This is a genomic window from Desulfoglaeba alkanexedens ALDC, assembly GCF_005377625.1.
GTDB classification, from domain to species: Bacteria; Desulfobacterota; Syntrophobacteria; order Syntrophobacterales; family DSM-9756; genus Desulfoglaeba; species Desulfoglaeba alkanexedens.
On record NZ_CP040098.1, the window covers coordinates 2,751,739 to 2,771,180 of the forward strand.

The 19,442-nt window shown below is 54.7% G+C and carries 15 protein-coding genes and 1 other RNA gene; 2 read left to right on the forward strand and 14 right to left on the reverse strand.

Going from position 1 to position 19,442, the window contains the following annotated elements:
• Positions 1 to 3: 3 nt before the first annotated feature.
• The 6 genes from FDQ92_RS12475 to FDQ92_RS12500 all read right to left on the reverse strand — a co-directional run bounded on the left by FDQ92_RS12475 (position 4) and on the right by FDQ92_RS12500 (position 6,589).
• Positions 4 to 1,146: a thiolase family protein gene (locus FDQ92_RS12475; protein ID WP_137425197.1), complete on the reverse strand. Its 1,143-nt coding sequence runs from the start codon at positions 1,144 to 1,146 to the stop codon at positions 4 to 6.
• A 21-nt stretch (positions 1,147 to 1,167) separates the two neighbouring features.
• Complete coding sequence (kce, locus tag FDQ92_RS12480) at positions 1,168 to 2,097, reverse strand: 3,5-dioxohexanoate:acetyl-CoA acetone transferase (RefSeq protein ID WP_137425198.1); 930 nt, start codon at positions 2,095 to 2,097, stop codon at positions 1,168 to 1,170.
• Between the two features lie 10 nt (positions 2,098 to 2,107).
• Positions 2,108 to 2,566 carry a MaoC/PaaZ C-terminal domain-containing protein gene (locus tag FDQ92_RS12485; RefSeq protein ID WP_137425199.1) on the reverse strand — a complete coding sequence of 153 codons (459 nt, stop codon included), beginning with the start codon at positions 2,564 to 2,566 and terminating at the stop codon, positions 2,108 to 2,110.
• Between the two features lie 22 nt (positions 2,567 to 2,588).
• Positions 2,589 to 2,951 (reverse strand): acyl-CoA dehydrogenase family protein, encoded by a 363-nt coding sequence (locus tag FDQ92_RS16530; protein WP_425457276.1) that lies wholly within the window; start codon positions 2,949 to 2,951, stop codon positions 2,589 to 2,591.
• Between the two features lie 88 nt (positions 2,952 to 3,039).
• Entirely contained in the window at positions 3,040 to 4,206 is a 1,167-nt protein-coding gene (locus tag FDQ92_RS12495) for an acyl-CoA dehydrogenase family protein (RefSeq protein WP_137425201.1), read from the reverse strand.
• A 409-nt stretch (positions 4,207 to 4,615) separates the two neighbouring features.
• The gene (locus tag FDQ92_RS12500) at positions 4,616 to 6,589 is read right to left on the reverse strand and encodes a sigma 54-interacting transcriptional regulator (RefSeq protein ID WP_137425202.1); all 1,974 of its coding nucleotides are present in this window, start codon (positions 6,587 to 6,589) and stop codon (positions 4,616 to 4,618) included.
• Between the two features lie 1,046 nt (positions 6,590 to 7,635).
• Between FDQ92_RS12500 and FDQ92_RS12505 the strand changes: the two genes are divergently transcribed.
• A complete protein-coding gene (locus tag FDQ92_RS12505) occupies positions 7,636 to 10,005 on the forward strand; it encodes a PAS domain-containing hybrid sensor histidine kinase/response regulator (protein ID WP_170180343.1) in 2,370 nt (789 codons plus the stop codon).
• A 37-nt stretch (positions 10,006 to 10,042) separates the two neighbouring features.
• On the forward strand, positions 10,043 to 11,437 hold the full coding sequence (locus FDQ92_RS12510; protein ID WP_137425204.1) for a sigma-54-dependent transcriptional regulator: 1,395 nt from the start codon (positions 10,043 to 10,045) through the stop codon (positions 11,435 to 11,437).
• A 707-nt stretch (positions 11,438 to 12,144) separates the two neighbouring features.
• On the opposite strand, the gene FDQ92_RS12515 is transcribed toward FDQ92_RS12510, so the two are convergent.
• From FDQ92_RS12515 to FDQ92_RS12550, 8 genes are all read right to left on the reverse strand, one after another.
• The gene (locus FDQ92_RS12515; RefSeq protein ID WP_137425833.1) at positions 12,145 to 13,302 is read right to left on the reverse strand and encodes an acyl-CoA dehydrogenase family protein; all 1,158 of its coding nucleotides are present in this window, start codon (positions 13,300 to 13,302) and stop codon (positions 12,145 to 12,147) included.
• Between the two features lie 200 nt (positions 13,303 to 13,502).
• A complete protein-coding gene (locus FDQ92_RS12520; protein ID WP_137425205.1) occupies positions 13,503 to 14,297 on the reverse strand; it encodes a carbon-nitrogen hydrolase family protein in 795 nt (264 codons plus the stop codon).
• A gap of 327 nt (positions 14,298 to 14,624) precedes the next feature.
• The gene (locus tag FDQ92_RS12525; protein ID WP_137425206.1) at positions 14,625 to 15,080 is read right to left on the reverse strand and encodes a bifunctional nuclease family protein; all 456 of its coding nucleotides are present in this window, start codon (positions 15,078 to 15,080) and stop codon (positions 14,625 to 14,627) included.
• Between the two features lie 467 nt (positions 15,081 to 15,547).
• Positions 15,548 to 17,032 carry a cysteine--tRNA ligase gene (cysS, locus tag FDQ92_RS12530; protein WP_137425207.1) on the reverse strand — a complete coding sequence of 495 codons (1,485 nt, stop codon included), beginning with the start codon at positions 17,030 to 17,032 and terminating at the stop codon, positions 15,548 to 15,550.
• 18 nt (positions 17,033 to 17,050) lie between these two features.
• Positions 17,051 to 17,548, reverse strand: a complete 498-nt coding sequence (gene ispF, locus FDQ92_RS12535) for a 2-C-methyl-D-erythritol 2,4-cyclodiphosphate synthase (protein WP_137425208.1) — start codon at positions 17,546 to 17,548, stop codon at positions 17,051 to 17,053.
• Positions 17,545 to 18,198 carry a 2-C-methyl-D-erythritol 4-phosphate cytidylyltransferase gene (gene ispD, locus FDQ92_RS12540; RefSeq protein ID WP_137425209.1) on the reverse strand — a complete coding sequence of 218 codons (654 nt, stop codon included), beginning with the start codon at positions 18,196 to 18,198 and terminating at the stop codon, positions 17,545 to 17,547. The genes ispF and ispD overlap by 4 nt, the downstream gene beginning before the upstream one ends.
• A gap of 209 nt (positions 18,199 to 18,407) precedes the next feature.
• Positions 18,408 to 18,822: RNase P RNA component class A (gene rnpB / locus FDQ92_RS12545), an RNA gene on the reverse strand.
• A 108-nt stretch (positions 18,823 to 18,930) separates the two neighbouring features.
• Positions 18,931 to 19,332, reverse strand: coding sequence for a cobalamin B12-binding domain-containing protein (locus FDQ92_RS12550; protein WP_137425210.1), 402 nt, complete (start codon positions 19,330 to 19,332; stop codon positions 18,931 to 18,933).
• Positions 19,333 to 19,442: the final 110 nt, after the last annotated feature.

Sequence of the window (19,442 nt, forward strand, 5' to 3'; positions counted from 1 at the left end):
TCCTTAATTTCCAAGAATGGCTACAGCATGGCACTGACCCGCAAAGCCGTGGGTACCGTGAGCCAGGCCGGTGTTGACTTTCTTGTCCAGCTGCCTTTCTCCTGCCGCCCCTTTTATCTGAAGGACTACCTCAGCTAACCGGTAGAGACCTCTTGATACATAAGGATTCATGGATAGGACACCTCCCGAAGGGTTGACCGGCAGAGGGCCGTTAAAGTCCGTATACCCGCTTTCCAGAAGCCTTGCACCTTCGCCTCTGCCGCACAATCCCAGGCCTTCATACCAGAGAAGCTCCTGGAATGCGTACGGCTCACAGAGTTCCACCACATCCAGATCTTTCCTGGGATCAGATATGCCAGCCATTTTGTAGGCCGCCTTGGCCGCCTTTTCCAGCGTACCGTTCAGAAGATCCCTGTCCCCCAGATAAAACGTGTCCATCGCAGATCCGTATCCTTTGAACCAGACCGGCTTGCTCGTGAGCTTCTTGGCTGTATCTTCTTCAGCCAGGAGCAGCGCTATCATGCCTTCCGACTTCGGCGCGCATTCCATCTCCTTTAGAGGGTCCATTACAGGATCTGAATTCATTACGTCCTCTACAGACACTTTTTTTCTGCGATGGGCATAGGGATTGCTCAGCCCGTTGTTGAGATTTTTGGCTGCAACTTTCGCGCACTGCTCCTCTGTCACACCGTGGGCATCCATGTAAGCCCTCATCTGCAGGGCTGCAGCGTAGGTTTCATTAAGACCCAACTGCCTCTGGTAGAAAGGGTCGGTGAAAAAGTGAGTAATCGTGTCGTTTTCTGGGTTTTCAGAACCCTTGCATACCCCGAGGACAAGGGCGGTATTGTAATGCCCGGAAAGTATACGCATGACTCCATAGTGAAAGGCAAACAGGGACTCAGCGTCTTGTCTTGAGCCGTTCTTTAAAAATGCCGCCCCTGAATCCCAGTAATACGCATTTGCACAAGATATTCCCCCGTGGAACACATCCGAGGAGGCACTCACTACGGTACCCACCTGGTTCCTTTTTAATCCCGCCTTTTCTATGACCTCCCTGCAGACCGAGTAGACCTGGGTCAGGTAGTTCTCCGGGGATTCAGCGCCGCAAGTCATTGCCACCTCAACTATGGCTACCTTTTTGTTCATAAATATTTCTCCTTCTTTACTTTAGTAAGTTACCTTATCGATCCCTTTTAGGCCAAGTATCTGCCTGGCATCATCCGGAGTAGCGATATCAATGCTCAATTCCTTAGCAATGCGCACAATTTTCTCCACTTGGTCCGCATTGCTCTTCGCCATTACCCCCTTGCCGGCATACAGGCTGTCTTCCATGCCCACCCTCACATTGCCTCCCATGCTAAGTGCAACGGCGCACATAGGAAGCTGATGTCGCCCGGCGGCGCACACCGACCAAATAAAGTCGTTGCCGAAATTCTGCCTGGCTGTTTCATACAAGAATATTAGGTTTTTTGCAGAAGGCGGTATACCGCCCATTATCCCCATTACAAATTGCAAGTAAACCGGTTTCTTAATAAGTCCTTTACTTACCAGGTAGGCGGCATTGTTGATCATGGCTGAATCATATATTTCCATTTCGGGTTTGGTGCCATTTTCCTCAAATGTTCGAGCAAATTCTTCCATCGTCTTGAATGTGTTAGCAAAAATGAAATCTCTGGTCGATTCCAGATACGGCTTTTCCCAGTCATATTTCCATTCCCGTATCCCCATCCTATCGGGTATGTCGAAAAGGGCGAAGTTCACGGAGCCGGCATTGAATGACGCCAGTTCGGGCTTAAAAGTAGGTATCGCCCTTAACCTTTCCTCGGCGGTCATCCCCAGACCGGCTCCGGTAGTAGTATTTACAACCACATTGCATCTGCTTTTTATCTTGCGTAATACCTCGCCTATAACATTTAAATCTTGACTGGGCCGACCGGTCTTTGGATCACGCACATGGATATGAACCATTGCAGCCCCGGCTTCATAAGCCCTGACCGCATCATCGGCAATTTGATCCGGAGTAATGGGAAGATAGGGGCTCATACTCGGTGTATGAATAGAACCGGTAATTGCTGCTGTTACTATTGTTTTTGCCATAAATCACTCCTCATTTTTGCTTTTTGAGCATCATGATTTCAAAGTTGCCATCCATAACTACAATATCCTTTTGATTTAAAACAGCTAGATAAAATTCAACAATGCCCCTGTCCGGTTTACTGGTTTGGATTTTCTTCGCGACTCGAGCATGGACATGTATGGTATCTCCGAGCATGATTGGAGCCTTAAAATGCCAGTCTTTAATGCCCATGAAAGCCACGATCGACCCCTCCAATAGATTCAACCTGACAAAGAGCCCGGAAGCTATGGAAAGTCCGCACATACCATGGGCGATTCTCCCACCGAATGGCTGTTTTGCAGCAAATTCAGCGTCAGTATGCAACGGGTTGAAGTCACCACTAAAACAACTGAAGTTGACAATATCAGCCTCAGTCACCGTTCTTCCAAGTGTGTGAAAGTCTTGGCCTTCTCTAAATTCTTCAAAATACTTCCCCAAGACAATGGACATATCACGCCCCCTTTTTTATTTCTTAACAGCCTTCCGTTTCAGCCAGATAGTCAACCATAACCTCATCAGCTCCGGCGCCTGTGGGAAGTATGTGCAAATCCATATAATATTGTGTTATTGGAGATTCGGCTATATATCCAATCCCGCCGAACAGCTGCAAACAGGCATCAGGTATCTCTCTGGCCAATCGACTTGCATATGGGTTCTCCATTGTAATCTCTCTGGTAGCATACAAGCCTTTGTTCAAGAGCCTGGCTATATGATAGGTGAGTTGCCTGAGGGCGTGTATTTGAGTATTCATCTCCAACAGCCGGCGCGTTAGAGGGTGTTTTCTGATAAGCGCCGAATCCGCTAATGATTGCGGCGCAGGCCGGTCTGGAAGCATTCGGGGCTGGCTTTGGGGCTTAGTGAGGCTCAGTTGATGCAATACAAAACTCCGCACGAGGATAAACGCGTTATGACTGCAAGAGTCGCTAGGCCTGGCTCAAAATTTCACGAGCAATGACGAGTCTTCGGATCTCCGAGGTGCCGGCGCCGATGGTCATCAGCTTGGCATCCCGCATCAGGCGCTGCACGGGGTATTCCAACATATAGCCGTAGCCGCCATGGATTTGAACCGCCTCAGAGGCTACCCAGTTACACATTTCAGCGGTAAACAGCAGGGCAGAGGCCGCCCTTTTGTGGATCGTGGTTCCCTTACCGCCGCGCTCGGCAGATTGGGCCGCGCGTGCCACCTGATAGCAGTAAAGACGCGCTGCCTCGATCTGGGTGTACATATCGGCCAGTTTGGCCTGAATCAGCTGAAAGCTGGCAATGGGACGACCAAATTGAACGCGTTCCTTGGCGTATTTTACGGAATGCTCGAAGGCGGCCTGTGCAAGACCCAAGGCAAGTCCAGAGAAGAACGCTCGTTCCATATCAAGACCAGACATCATTACATCGATGCCCAGGTGTTCCTTGCCCAGAAGGTTTTCCGCCGGCACCCTGCAATCTTCGAAGAACAACTCTCCCGTTGGTGAGCCGCGCATGCCCATCTTTTCTAACTTTCGCGCTACGGCAAAACCGGGAAAATCTCTTTCAACAATGAATGCGCTGATCCCCTTCGCTCCGCCCTGGGGATCGGTTTTTGCGTAGACGATCAGAGTATTGGCGATTGGCCCGTTGGTAATGAAGGTTTTGGATCCGTTCAATATGTACTCGTTACCCTTTTTAACGGCACGGGTCCTGATAGAAACAGCGTCGGAGCCGGCATCCGGCTCGGTGAGTGCCAGCGCTCCAATGTGTTCACCGGTGCATAGGGAGGGGAGGTATTTGCTGCGCTGTTCAGCCGTTCCATTACGATACAGATTGTGTGCACAGAGGTTGCTGTGGGCCCCATATGACAGAGAAACGGCCGGACTGACCCGCGCCAGCTCTTCGCCTGCAATGACCCCCGCCAGCAAATCGAACCCCGCTCCTCCGAATTCCTCAGGTATGGTGATGCCCAGGATTCCAAGCCGGCCCATCTTGGCGAACAGATCCTCAGGCATTTCATCAGCGCGATCGATTTCCTCGGCAAGGGGTGCAATTTCATTGTCGGCAAACTTTCGTACGGATTCTCGCAACAAGTAATGCTCTTCTTCCATGAAGTTCAAATCCATGCCGCTTCCTCCTCGGGCGGTTTAAAGTTATCGTCTTGGAGCGTATTCTAGAGCCGGTTTCACGGCTCTTTTGTAGGAGCCGGCTTGCCGACGGATTCCGATCACGGCCAAGGCGCCTCCTACAGGAACAAAGAGCGTCAGTGCCCGACTTTCATGAGTTTGTTTTTGGAAAAGCTGCTAGCACGTGAAGTGTAGTTCTTTGGAGCAAATGCTATGCCAGCGCTTGGAGAGGTGCGATGGACGCTGATTTAGAGGTCTCCCGGTAAGGAGCGAGGGGGGTGATGTGTCATTTTGAAACGTTTTGCCAAGGGCACACGAGCACATCGCCTGGATTTGTCGTTTGCCAAAAAAAACCCAAGACGGGTGTACCATCTTGGGACATGTTCCTTTCTGAGATGGTCGGACTCGGCTAAGAGGGCCAGGAGCCTGCCTGGCTGATCCTCCCCTGGGTCTCATATTCTCGAAGTCTGCGATAGAGCGACGAACGTGAAATACCCAACAGGGAAGCGGCTTTGCGCTTGTTTCCGCTGCAGAGTTGGAGGGTCTCTTCGATAGCCCTTTTTTCAATGCGTCGTATGGAACAATCCGCCAGGTCAGCAACCCGCTGCGATCTACCGGTGGCCCAGGCCTGGATTTTGTACGGGAGATCGATAACCGAGATGGTCTGGTTCTTACATAGGCAACACGCTGACTCCAGCGCGTTCCTCAGCTCCCTCACATTTCCCGGCCAGGGATAGCTGCTCAGAATCTCCAGCACGTTTTCATCAAGCCGTATTCCAGGTTTGCCCAAAAGCGATGAAAATTCCTGTAAGAATGCGTTTGCTAACATAGGTACATCGCCTTCCCGCTCGCGAAGAGCCGGAAGGCTTAGTGCAACAACATCCAGCCTATAGAAAAGATCCTCTCGGAAAAGTCCTTTCCGCACCAATTGTGCAAGATCTCTATTCGTCGCCGCAATGATGCGCACATCGGCAAACAGCGTTTCAACTCCCCCTACCCGTTGGTACTCTCCCTCCTGCAAAATGCGAAGCAGCTTCGACTGCATTCCGATGCTCATGTCCCCCACCTCATCTAACAGCAGGGTGCCTCGGTCAGCCAATTCGAATTTACCGGGCTTTCCTCCCTTGCGGGCACCACTGAAAGCACCCTCCTCATAGCCGAACAATTCCGATTCCAGCAGAGTTTCCGGAATTCCCGCGCAATTCAGCCGCACAAAAGGCGATGCTGAGCGATCGCTGGCGGTGTGGATGGCATGGGCAAACAGCTCTTTGCCGGTACCACTTTCTCCCGTAATCAACACCCTGACCGAAGATGAAGCGGCCCTCCTGGCTTTTTCGATGACCCGCTCAAGAGCCGGAGATTGACCGATGATATCGGCAAAGGTGAATGGGGTGCGGCTTGAATCAACCGCCGAGCGGGCGGTTTTCGTTCCGCTCTTGATTCTAAGTATTGGGAACCTCTGAAGGAATACTTCGGCATGTGACATATCATTGAAGACGCTTTTGCAGACGGCCCCCGAGAGGCTCCCGTCCCGGTAAAGCGGCGTCACTTCCACGGGGATGCTCTCGGCTTTTCCTCTTCTCGGAACAGCGGCGAACTCGGAATGTCCGGTGCTCGCCACCTTGTTGAGCAGACATCCCCTAAGGACACTGTCGACATCCTTTCCCTCCAGCTCCTCCCGGGGCAATCCAATCCGGTCTGCCGATTTCTTGTTTACGTAAACCAATCGGCCCTCGACATCTGCAACCCCAAGCTCTTCAAAGGTCGTATCCAGGATATTTTCCAGAAGGTTGATGCGGTCCATTGCCTTCTGCAATTTACTGCTTAGCTCCATTATCTCAGTTGTTTCCAGCCAAATCTCCAACACGCCCGCCGTTCTGCCGTGCCGGTAGACGGGAAAACTGCTCACTCGGATGGTAGCCGTTCTTATTTCCAACAGCAGATCATAGCGCGGCGCCCCCTTATTTAAGACGGCGTCCACGTGATTTTTCGGCAGATAGGGCACAATGCTGCTGCCAACCAGTTGTTGAGGGTCCTTGCCCAGGATTCTGGCTGCCGGATGATTAACCAGCCGAAACTTTCCCTCACAGTCAATCAGCAATACTCCCAGAGGTAATTCCATGAGATCTATGCCAAAGCAGCGTTCCGCAGTGTGCTTGACATAGTCGCTTAGATCCGCAAATTGAAGCTCTTCAGTATTGACCCCAGAAATCATCATGCCTCCTTGAATCGTAAGGTTGGGGGGTTCAACCTTATAAGCCGGATCAAGCACGCTCTGGCGGGCTTCGATGACCTGCTCTGCCAGCCCGTAATGGACCACCTCGGGGGTCAGCATGTCGATGCTGCCGTCGTATTCCCTTTGATCCAGCGGGATCCCCAGCATCTCTGAGAGTTTTTTTGAAACGCGATGATCGTCTCAGCCCTTTCCAACCGCCTTTTTAGACGTCTGTCTTCGGTCTCCAGCTCCCTGAGTTTCCTTGCAAGAGGATTGACCGGCTTGGCCTTCATACCGCGCCGCTTAGGCGCCAGGCCATCCCGTTCAGCCTTTTCACGTCGCCTGCGCCAACTGGCAAGATGCGAGGCGCACAATCCCTCACGTCTCAACGAGGCCCCCACAGCGCCAGGTCTCTCCTTGCAAGCCTCCGCCTGCTCCACAGGATCTTCTTCTTGTACTGCGCTGAGAATACCCTTCGTTGCGTTTTCGCCGGAACGTCCGGATCAGGCCTAGAGACTGCCGCTAGCTGCACCCCCGTGGGGTCTCTCCGTTCCGAGTCGCTACGTTCCCCTCCACTCCGAGACCACACGGGCATCACCAACCCCCCTGCCCGTGATCATCCAATGAGAGCTCCTGTAATCTTCATCCATCACCACTCACTTCCTTTCGCACCCTCCATACTATAAAATAATTTATCATAAAATGAGGATCCAATCATCATGGGCGGACAGGTTTTTCAGGGTGTCGGCGTTGCCATGCCAGCCACCATCAGGGATCCCTAATCGCTAAAGCGATATCTGGTAGTGTCACGCTCTATTTGTGTACCCGTATCATGCTGTTATTGCAGGAAAAGTGTATCAAAAGATGAGTATTACTCTGTCCAGTTTCTGGGGACTATTATAATCCCAGTGAATGGGGCGACGCATGACGCAGACACAATTCGTCCCGTAAATGCCGGCCATTGGGTTGGATGGGAGCAGACAGAAATGGGTATTCGGCATCGGTATCGTGGAGAGGCACATACCGCATAGTGCACTCCATCTTGGATAGACGGTTGACCAAAGTGCTACTTGGCAGGTAAAAATGAATTAATGTATCGCGCCGAAAGGAGGCCGTCTCCTTTTTTTGAGAGGAATGTCGTTGGCTCCTGCTCACGGTCGCGCGGTTCGGCGCGCACAAAAGAAGATGCTGGATCCTTTGTTGTGGAGGCACCTATGGGATCGAACGATTACGCCTTGATCGAGCGCAGAAAACACCTTCCCGATCTCTTGGCCATGCTCGGATTGGCCTTCGATCAACTGAACACCATGGCCTGGGTGATCGACACGGAGGGAGAGATTGTCTATGCCAATCGAGAGGCGCTCAGGCAAGTCGGTACAACCCTCGATGAGATCCAGGGAGAGCTTTTCGAACGATCACCGTGGAGGAGCGCCACGGAAGACGCAAAACAAACCACACGGGACATGATCGCCAGGGGGCTGCGTGGAGAATCATCGGTCGTCGAAGATTTCATACGGGGAGCTGAGGGGAATCCGGTGCCGGTGCTCTTCTCCATTTCTCCGCTCTACGACCCGTCAGGAAAGATTGTTGCGCTGATTCCTGAAGGGAAGATCATTTCCGACCTCAAGGGCATCGAGCTTGAGCTGAAGAAAGAGCGCCTCGAAACCCAGATGTGGATCGATTCCATGGCCGCCATGGTTATCAAGAGCGATCCGGATGGAAGGATCATCTCGTGTAACCGGGCTTTCCTGAAAGCCGCCAACTTGAACATGGACGAAGTCCGAGGCCGGTTTATCTGCGACATAAGCCATTTCGGAAAGCAACGAAAGGGAAGAAATCTGCTTCGCGATTCCATCAGGAACGCAAAGGACGGTCGTGGGTGCGGCATCGAGATCGACCTATCCTTCAGCCAGGAGGTTTCCGGGACCTACTTCGTCAACATTAACCCGATCAAGGATGATTCCGGCACCGTTGTATTGCTGGTAATGGAAATCATGGACATCTCTGAGCAGGTAAAACTCAGGGAGCTGATGCTTGTCAGAGAGCAGGAATACTCAGCGCGACTCGAGCGAGAAGTCAACAGGATCAGGGAGCTTTTAAAGAGAACCGAGCAATTCAACAAAAGTGTCATCGATTCAGTTCCGATGGGGATCATTTATCTTGATGCAGATAACAGGATACTTTTCGTGAATCCCAAGATGCAGTACTACCTAGAAGGTGCCGGAGTCGACAAGAAATGCGTTATCGGCAAGACCCTTATGGAGCTCGGCATGCACCCGGCAAATGCCTTGTGGGAAGACGCGTCTGCAGACTACCAGCGAGAAGCGGTCTTCGGCCAATCGAGAATGATTCTCCGCAATGACACCGGGAAGAAGTTCTTTTTCGAGGTACTGTCCGGTCCGCTCAAGTCGCCGGACATGCACATCAAGGGGAGGGTTCTGACCTTCAATGATGTAACGGAAAAGGTGCGATTGGAGTCGGAGCTCCTGAGTACAAGGATACAGGCGGAAAAGATCAACACAATGAGTCTTCTTATTTCCGGCGTGGCTCATGAAATAAACAATCCGCTGACCAGCGTGCTCGGCTGTGCCGAGTATCTCACACAGGACGTGCAGCTCGACGGCGACTTGCGGGAAATCTCTCACATCATTGTAGAAGAGGCCGGAAGAGCCCGCGATATCATACGTAACTTGCTGGAGGTAACCCAAAATTCCCCCATAAGTGAGGACTGCTGTGATTTGAACAACATAATCAGAAGTATCGTGGGGCTTCGCATCAATGAGCTGAAAACCATGGGTGTTCGCGTCATCATCGAACTGGAGCCGGACATTCCGCAAATAAGTATCGGTGAAACACTGATGAAACAAGTCGTTGTGAACTTCATTCAGAATGCCGCGGATGCCATCGTTCAATCGGGGACCGGAGACTGCATTTCGTTTCGAACCATGAGGGAAGATGAATGGGTGGTCATGGAAGTCAATGATAACGGACCCGGCATCAAAGAAGAGCATCAATCCAGAATATTCGATCCATTCTTTACAACCAAGCCGCCAGGCAAGGGAACCGGCCTTGGGCTGTCGATCACCTATGGAATTATACAAAGGCACGGTGGAAGCGTATGGCTGGATACCGCAACAGTTGGGGGAGCTCGGTTCATCGCGCGGCTTCCGACGGCGCATTCAAGCAGTTTCCCGGATACATCTTGCCATGAGCTTGCATGGATTCCATCAACAGTACTTGTGGTCGATGATGAACAGAATCTTTGCCGTATTCTCTCCAAATACCTCAAGAGTCTCGGATGCGAGGTGGACATCGCATCCAATGGCCGACAGGCGATGGAAAAGATCGAGAATAAAGCCTATGATGTAATGTTGGTCGATGTCAGAATGCCGTCCATGGACGGTATTGAGTTGTACCAAAGGATCAAGGCAAAATATCCTGAAATGCTTTCTCGTTTTGCATTCATGTCGGGCGTTTCGGAACTGGATATCACGGCCACCTCCACGGCTGCTACGGTGCCTGTTATTCGGAAGCCTTTCAGCCGCAAGGATATTTTGCGTTTCTTATCGACTCTGGGTCGGTAATCGCTAAGCCTCTTCGAAGATTTATGGGTAAGCAGAGATGAAGCTGAAGGTGCTTGTCATTGACGACGAAAGGACGATCCTGCAAACATTCAAATTGCGGCTCGCAAAATGGGGTTACGAGGTATTGCTTGCCGCCGAAGGATCAGTCGGATTGCAGATGCTGGCGCAACAAGACTGCCACGTAGTGATAACCGATCTGAGAATGCCCGGGCTCTCCGGCCAGGAGATTGTAGAAAAGATCTCCGCGGACTATCCGCACATCAAAGTAGTGGTTATCACGGGCTATGCCAGTGTACAGACTGCGATTGAAGCAATGAAAGCGGGCGCTCACGATTTCCTGGTCAAACCTCTCGATTTTGAACATGTCCGGCTGATACTGCACAGAATCAGCGAGCAGTTATCCCTGCGAGATGAGAATCGTTCCCTGCAGGAGCGTATAGTCTGCCTGTCGAAAGGGATCGAGAAAGGGTACCGTTTTGATGCGCTACTGGGTAAGAGCGCAGCAATGCAACACATTTTTAGGATGATAGAGACGGTTGCTCCCTTGGAATCCACCATTCTCCTGCACGGCGAAACCGGTACCGGCAAGGAGTTGGTGGCCAGAGCGATCCATGCAAGAAGCGCTCGTAATAGCAGGCCGTTGCTCACCATTGACTGTGGCCTGTTTTCTGAGACATTGCTTGAATCCGAGCTCTTCGGTCACGAAAAGGGGGCTTTTACTGGAGCGTATGCCGCCAAGAGGGGCTGCTTTGAACTGGCGGACGGGGGAACGGTTTTTCTCGATGAAATCACCAATGCGTCTCCATCGATGCAGAAAAAGCTGCTGCGGGCGATTCAGGAGAAGACCGTGCAGCGTCTGGGAGGGGAGGCCCCGATCGTGGTGGACGTGCGGATTATCGCAGCATGCAACGAGGGCCTGCTCACGCTGGTGAGTGAAGGCAGGTTTCGCCGGGATCTGTATTACCGTTTGAATGTAGTGCCCATTCACCTACCGCCGCTAAGGGAAAGAAGAGAAGACATCCCGTTACTCGTTCGTCACTATCTGGACTATTACGCAAACCAAATGCAACGCCCCCCCGTGGAAATCAGTTCTGAAGCAATGAGGCAGCTGTCCTCTCACGACTGGCCCGGTAATGTAAGGGAGTTGGTCAACACCGTAGAGCGAACTCTCATCATGACTCCAGGCACCCTGATACAAAAGTTTCATATCGACCCTGTTCCTGAGAGTGAGAAACCTCTCAGCTACCCTGAACTGTCTCTCAATCCTCCTCTCCCTGAGCAGGTTGCGGCACTGGAGCGGGATTACATCGATCGCGCACTGAAAACCTATCGTGGGAGAATAAGCGATGTTGTGAAGCATTCGGGTCTAAACCCAAGGACACTATACAGAAAAATGAGACTGTACGGCCTGGACAAGAAAGATTATCGTTAGCAGGTCCTCTCCATTCTTATCAATCGGTCATAACGACCGATATTTTCGGCAACTTCTGCATTGTCGATAGGGCGCAGATCTTTGAGAACGACATCCAAGGTACATCCAGATGGCCTTGAAACAGCAGGCGCATCAGCTCGATTTCCTGCTGACTCCTTCACACTTTCGTTTCAAAAGATCTGCACCCTTGTCGATACGATGATATGCCCGGAAGCCCTCGGCTTTTCCCGTTCGGTCAAACCCGATCTTCGGCAAAATTCATATGACATATCAATAGGTTGTCTGAGAATACCCTTCACCGTTCTGGGGATTGGGTGTCCATTCTTTCGCGTAGGGGCGGGTTTGCGAACGGCACTTTAGGAGCGACTCATGCGCTGTAGGGGCGCAGCGGCACTGCGCCCCTACTTGCCAGCGACCCCGATCACGGCCAAGGCCGCTCCTGCAGGAACAAAGAACCTCATCACGGTCCGACTTTCCCGAGGTTGTTTTCGGACAGGCCCTAAGGGTTTGACTATGTGCATCTCCTGTTTGGGGCTCCCTTTATCACCCACCAAGCACTTAACTCGTGCCCAAACTGCAGGACGGTAGAACTTACAGTCTTTCCTTTCATTGAAGAAGTCACTACGACTCACACTGGCATATTTTAGATACCTTCTTCAGAATAGGATCTTCATATGCCACTGTCATCTGTTCAACGTTCGCCGAGATCAAGTCTGCCTGGCGTACTCTTTGAGCAGTCCCTTGGCGATAGTTAATTTCTCTGCTTCCTTAGTCCCTTCGTAGATCTCAAGTATCTTGGCATCTCGGTAAAACCGCTGTACATCATACTCGTCTATATAGCCATAGCCTCCGTGGAGCTGAACCGCCTTGTCGACAACCCAAACGGCCATTTCTCCTGAATAATATTTCGCCATGGCGCTTAATTTCGGATCGATTTTGCCAAGGTCTACCTGCCATGCGGCTTTATAGGTGAGGTGCCTCGTCAGCTCAATGCGCGTGGCCATCTCAGCCAACTGTGTCTGTACCGCCTGAAAGCCGGCAAGAGGTTGTCCAAACGCATGGCGCTCCTGAACATACTGAACTGCCTTGTCCAACGCTCCTTGCGCCAGCCCTACGCCCTGGGCCGCCACCATGGTGCGGGTGGTATTGAAAAAATCCATGAGCTGATAAAAGCCCCTGCCTTGTTTTCCAACAAGGTTTTCCACCGGGACCCGCACATCCTCGAAGGCCAATTCCGCCGTGTCGCTCGCCCGTATTCCCATCTTACCCTTGATTTTGGTACGGGTTATACCAGGAGTACCGGCATCCACAATAAGCAGGCTGAATCGTTCGTGCCGAGGAGCGTCAGGATTGGTTACACAAAAAACAACCATATAGTCGCAGATGGTTCCATTGGTGATGAACATTTTGCTGCCATTGAGCACAAAATGATCACCATCTAGCACCGCTCTGGTTTTGATGCCGGCCACATCGGTACCTGCATTGGGCTCCGTGTAAGCACCGGCGAATATAATTTCCCCATTCACCAAGCGTGGCAGATATGTTTGCTTTTGCTCTTCGGACCCATAAAGTAAAATATTCTCTGAGCCGAATGTAGCGGCCCCGATGCACAGAGCCAGACCCATATCGATCCGGCACATTTCCTCCGCAATGAGGGCATTGGCGAGGAAACCTCCTCCAGGGCCGCCATACGCTTCGGGAATCCATGCTCCTACCAGGCCCTGTTCACAGGCCTTCTTCCATACTTCCCTGGGATAATGCTCTTCTCTGTCACATTCCTGGGCTATGGGGGCCATCTCTCGCAGCGCGAACTTACGCACTTCCTGTCTCAGAATACGCAATTCCTCGGGAAGCTCAAAATCCATCTCAGTCTCCTCCACAATGTCGGCATGATCCAGGTGCTTCTGGATCAAATGGTCCAGAAAAACCCTCCCCGTTTTGATGTCGGTAACCATGTCAACGATTTCGGTGTTTGTCAACATGTAAGTGATTACAGGGCAGGGCAATCGTACAAGGAGCGGGTGTCCCGGCGGCATGGGTACGGAGGGGTAAGGGCGATGCGGGGTCAGAGGAGGTCCTTTCGGCGGTTTTGAAGCGACGGGAGTTTTTCGCGGACGGAGCGGACGCGTTCGGCCGAGATGCGGACGATGAGAACATCTTCGCCTTCGGTGGCGGAGGCCACAGGGATTCCGAAGGGGTCGAAGATGGTGGTCCGCCCGCAGAACGCACGCCCGATGAGGTTGCACCCCGCCACGTAGAAGGTGTTTTCGATGGCGCGGGCTCGAAGCAGCGTGAGCCAGTGGTCTTCCTTCATGGAGCCCTGGTGCCAGGCGGAGGGGACGAGGGCGAGTTCCGCGCCGCGGTCGGCGAGGCAGCGGAAGATTTCGGGAAAGCGCAGGTCGTAGCAGATGGCCACCCCCACGCGGAGGCCGTCGATGGACAGAACGGGAGGAAGATCGTCACCCGGGGCCATGGTGTCGGATTCGCGGAGGCTGAGGGCGTCGAAGAGGTGGAGCTTGCGGTACCGGGCGAGCACATCGCCCCGGGGGCTCAAGACGACGGCGGTATTGAAGACCCGACTTGGGTCCGGAGACGGTTCCCAGCCGCCGGCGGCGACGGCGATCTCCGCCGTTCGGGCGATGGCGGCCAGTTCGGCGAAGAAGTCTACCCGGGCGTTTCGGATGATATGGACGGGGGGACGGTCGGGGGCTGGAAGGCCCATGAACATTTCAGGAAAAACGAGGAGGCGGGCGCCGTTTCGGGCGGCGGTTTGAGCGTGGTTTCGGGCGGTTTCGAGGTTCCGGGCCGGGTCGCTGCTTCCTTCCACTTGGGCCAGGGCCACGGTCAAGGTTACGTCCATGTCGAACGTCGTATCCTTTCGGTGTGACGACTGAGGGATCGATGCCCGTATATCTCGAATCTACTTCATTGGCTCCGCAACGTGCCTCCCAACTTGCTTCGCGATGAAGAGGCCTACGCGGTCCTCATGCGAAGGATCGTCATCCTATTGGGATCGCCTACATTCTGGACAACCCGTTCATCAGCGAAACGGCGGAAAAGATCTACGATCCAGTGGTGCGGACCCAATTTCTGTCCTTTTCACGTAGGACCAACAAGGAAATCCGGGAGACGCTGGTCGAACATCTGACCATCATGGAGGTGCTGAAAGTTCGGCGCGGCGCCGACATCAGAACTTGATGGTTTTCACGATTTCTTCGTATTCTTTGATTTCTTCGGGGGTGAGTTCGCGCCGGAGCAGCCGCTGGTTGACCAGGATCGGGCATTTTTCGTGAAGTGCCAGGGCTACGGCGTCACTGGGACGACTGTCGAACACCACCTCCTCGCCGCCGATTTCGGCGATCACCCTGGCGTAATAGGTGTTTTCGATCATGTCGTGGATTTCGATCCGCTGGATGACTACGCCGGCGCGTTTCAACATCGACAGGTAGAGGTCGTGGGTGAGGGGCCGCTTGGGTTCGACCAGCCCTTTTTCCTTGGCGATGGCGGTGATCTCGCTTTCTCCCACGAACATGAGAAAATACCGGCTCGATTCTTCCGATTCCTTGAGAACCACCATGTTTCCCTGGGTTCGATCGCTCTTGATATAAACTTCGTTCGCTTGCACAAATTCCGCGTATTCCATGAGCAGCCCTCCCGGGTCATCGGTTTTCCGCGCGCCGTCGGCGTGGTTTGCGTTTAGTGGTCATTATAGGTGGTTTCACCGCCGTTTTGCAAGGCGGGCGGGCCCGAGTTTGCATCGCGGGCAAGCCCGCTCCTACCGATAACGGAACACCGGGCAGGCGCCTTTATGAAAAACCGGGCCAATCCCCTGTAGGGGCGCAGCGCCGCTGCGCCCCTACTTGCCGGCGACCAGGGTCAATGGGGCATTACCGGTTTTACGGGTCGCGGGCAAGCCCGCTCCTACCGATAGCGGAAAACCGGACCGATCGCCTGTAGGAGCCGGCTTGCCGGCGATCCAAATCGCGGCGAGGGCGCCGCTCCTACAGGAAAAGGAAACCTCATCAAGGCCCGATTTTTATGAGCTTGTTTTGGGGCAAGTTCTAAAGGCGGGAACCGGCCGGAGGGGGTCGCAAGCCCCTCCGGGCCGCTTCAGTTCTTGACCTTCCAGCGGGTTCCGTACGGCGTGTCTTCCAGCTGCACGCCCTTTGCCGCCAGTTCCTCGCGGATGCGGTCCGATTCCTCGAAATGTTTTGCCTTTCTCGCTTCTTCGCGCCGGGCGATGAGGGATTCGATGATCGCTTCATCCAAGCCGGTGTGAACCACCTTGAGGCGGCGCTGTTCCAGGAAAAATTCCTGCGGGTCCCGCTGCAGGAGCCCCAGAATGCCGGCGTGTTCCTTCAATGTATCCGCGGCCTTGCCGGCCAGGACGATCGCGGGTCCTTTCAGCTTCTTCTTGCCGAAACCGTCCAGGAAGCGCTGTAGGTGCCGCTGGAGTTCGAAGAGGTGGCCGAGCGCCTGGGCGGTATTGAAGTCGTTGTCCATGGCTTCTCTGAAGAGCGCGGGGACTTCCAGCGTTTTTTCGAAGAGATCCCGGTCCAGGCCTGAAAGCGTCTTGTCGTCGGCCTTGAGTCCCGCCGCCGGAGGCACCCGGTCCTTTACGGCTTCCAGAGTTCCGTAAAGCCTTTCCAGAGCGCGTTCCGCTTCCAGGATCGTCTCGTCGGAAAAGTCCACGGGGCTCCGGTAATGTTTGGCGATCACGAAGAGCCTCAGGGTTTCCGGGTGAACCTTCTTCAGGATGTCGCGGATCGTGAAGAAATTTCCCAACGATTTGGACATCTTCTCGTTGTTGATGTTCACGAACCCATTGTGGATCCAGTAGCGGACGAAAGGCACCCCGTGAGCGGCCTCGCTCTGGGCGATTTCATTTTCGTGGTGGGGGAAGATAAGGTCCTTGCCTCCTCCGTGAATATCGAAGGTGGGGCCGAGGTAGCGGGAGCCCATGGCGGAACATTCGATGTGCCATCCCGGACGCCCCGGCCCCCAGGGGCTGTCCCATGAAGGTTCGCCGGGCTTGCTGGCTTTCCACAGCACGAAATCCAGGGGGTTCCGCTTGTGTTCGTCCACCTCCACGCGGGCTCCCGCCAGCATGTCTTCCAGGCTCCGGCCGGAGAGCTTCCCATATTCGGGAAACCGTTCCACCGAGAAGTAGACATCGGCTCCCGCCTTGTAGGCGAACCCCTTCGCCTCGAGCTTCCGGATGATGTCGATCATGTGGGGGATGTTGTCCGTGGCCAGGGGTTCGATGTCCGGCCGCAGCAGATCCAGGGCGTCCATGTCTTCGTGGAAGGCAGCGATGTAACGGTCGGCGATGGTTCGGTAATCTACGCCTTCCTGGCCGGCTCGGCGGATGATCTTGTCGTCGATGTCAGTGAAGTTGCGGACGTAGGTGACCTGGTAGCCCAGATGTTTGAGATACCGGTAGATGACATCGAACACGATGGCCGACCGGGCGTGTCCGATATGGCAGAGGTCGTAGACGGTGACGCCGCAGACGTAGAGTTTCACCGTGCCGGGTTCCAGGGGGGTGAAAGGTTCCTTGCGCCGCGTGAGCGTGTTGTAGACGAGAAGCGCCATGGGGGGGTCTGTCTCCTTTCAATCGTTCTCAACGGAGGAAAGAGCCGCCTTGATAAGCAGAACCACGGCGTAGGCCGCAATGCCTTCTTCCCTGCCGGCAAAACCCAGTCTTTCCGTGCTGGTCGCCTTGATGTTGATCCGGCCCGGGTCGACATCCGATGCGGCGGCCAGGTTTTGGATCATTTGAGGGATATGGGGAGCGAGCCTGGGTCTTTCGCACACCACCGTGGCGTCCAGGTTTCCGATTTCGTAGTGCCGATCGCGAACCAACCGGGCGGTTTCCCTGAGGAGCGCCAGGCTTGAGATTCCCTGGTAGCGCGGGTCCGTATCCGGAAAGTGGCGTCCGATATCGCCCAGGGCCGCCGCTCCGAGAAGCGCGTCGCAGGCGGCGTGGACCAGGACGTCCGCGTCCGAATGGCCGAGGAGTCCGCGGGGCCACTCGATGGTGACTCCCCCAAGGATCAGTGGGCGCCCTTCGACAAGGGAGTGCACGTCGTAACCGAACCCGATTCTCATGCTATCGCCACCGGTTTCCGTGCCAGGTGGTTGCGGGCCCATTGCAGGTCTTCCGGCCGGGTGATCTTGATGTTGTGCGGGTCCCCGGGAACCACGGCCACGGGGTGACCGAGCCGTTCCACCAAAGCTGCGTCGTCGGTGGCTTGGAATCCTTCCCGAACCGCCTTGCGGAAGGCGCGGACCAGCACGTCGCGCCGAAAGATCTGTGGGGTCTGGATCAGCCAGATTTCGTCCCGCGGAAGAGTCTCCCGGACCAACCCCGATGTTGCGCGCTTGACCGTATCGGTCGCGGGAATGCCGCAGACGGCCGCTCCGAAAGCTCTTGCCGCTTCCCAGACGCGGTACATGAGCGGGACCGTCGGAAAGGGCCGGACCCCGTCGTGGACCAGCACCCATGTCACCTCTTCTGGGATTCTTTCCAGCGCGTTAAAAACACTTTCCTGGCGTTCGGCGCCCCCGGCCACCCACTCCATGGGAATCCGCGCGTTCATGAAGGCAAGCACATCGCGGTGGACCCGCCCTTGAAGTTCCGGGGGAACCACCACGAGAATCCGGGAAAGAAACCCGGCCTTCGCCAGGGCTTCCAAGGTGTGGACCAGCAGAGGCTTCCCGCCCAGGTCTGCGAACTGCTTCGGTCGATTCAGCCCCATCCTGACGCCGCGGCCCGCCGCCGGGACCACGGCCCAGGCATCGCGGGAGTGCGAAGCCTTTTCAAAGCAGGTGGAATCGTTCAGGGCCCGTACTCCTTGCCGGTGCGAACAGGATGTAGCGGCGAAAAACGAACCGCCCGCGCGACGCCGCTCGATGGGGCGGCCGAAACGCTGCAGGCCCAGGGCGTCTTCGGGCGTGGGAAAGGGGAATCTGGAGCAGTTGTAAGCCGGGTTCTGTTCCTCCGCCTGTGGCGGAGGCGATGGTCATTCCTCTAGGCCCGCCGTTTCCGGCGGGCTCAAGCGGCCGACCCGAGAGCTTCGAGCGGGCCACTCTCAAACGCTCTCCTACTTGGCCTTGCTCCGGGTGGGGTTTGCCTAGCTCCCGATGTCGCCATCGGGACTGGTGAGCTCTTACCTCACCGTTTCACCCTTACCGAGTCCTTTCCCGAACCCTGTCCGATGCGGGCGGCATCCAGAGCCCGGTTTAGCGCTCGGCGGTTTGCTTTCTGTGGCACTTTCCTGCTCGTCGCCGAGACTGGGCGTTACCCAGCACCCTGCCCTATGGAGCCCGGACTTTCCTCCCGCCCCGGACCAGCCGGGGCCGGCGACCATCTGCCCTGCTCCAAATCCCCCGCGAAGAAAATAACAAAGCTTCGGAACCTTTGCAAGTTTTCCCCCACCTCGGCCTGCACGGGCTCCTTCGGCCTCACACGAATAGGGTTTCCCGGCGCCTCAGTTTTCAATGGGCCGAATGTGTTCCTTCGCCCATTGGATCAGTTCCTTGTGAGTCGTCCCTTTCGGGAAAAACTCAACCACTCCCATGGCTTTGAGCCGCGGGATGTCGTCTTCTTCGAGGAAGCCGCCGGCGGTTACGGTGATCTGTTCCATGCCCTCGCGGCGGAGGAGGCGGAACATTTCTTCGAAATGTTCCAGCCGCGCTTCCGGAAGCGTGGTGATGCCGATGTGATCCACCGATTCCTGGATGGCGGCGCTCACGATGGCTTCGGGATCTTCCGATTCGGTGTAGATCACTTCAAAGCCCGCTTCGCTGAAAGCGCTCGCCAGGCGCATCAGTGCAGCTTCGTAGCCGTGCCCGAACCGACCCATCAGGATTCTCACTTTGCGCTCGGCCATGCCTGTCTCCTCGTCACGCGCACCCGGGTCCCGGAACTTGTGCCGTGGTTTTCGCTCGTGAATGATGCGTGAATGAAGGGGAAGGGCGGCGGTCGATTGACTCCGTTTTC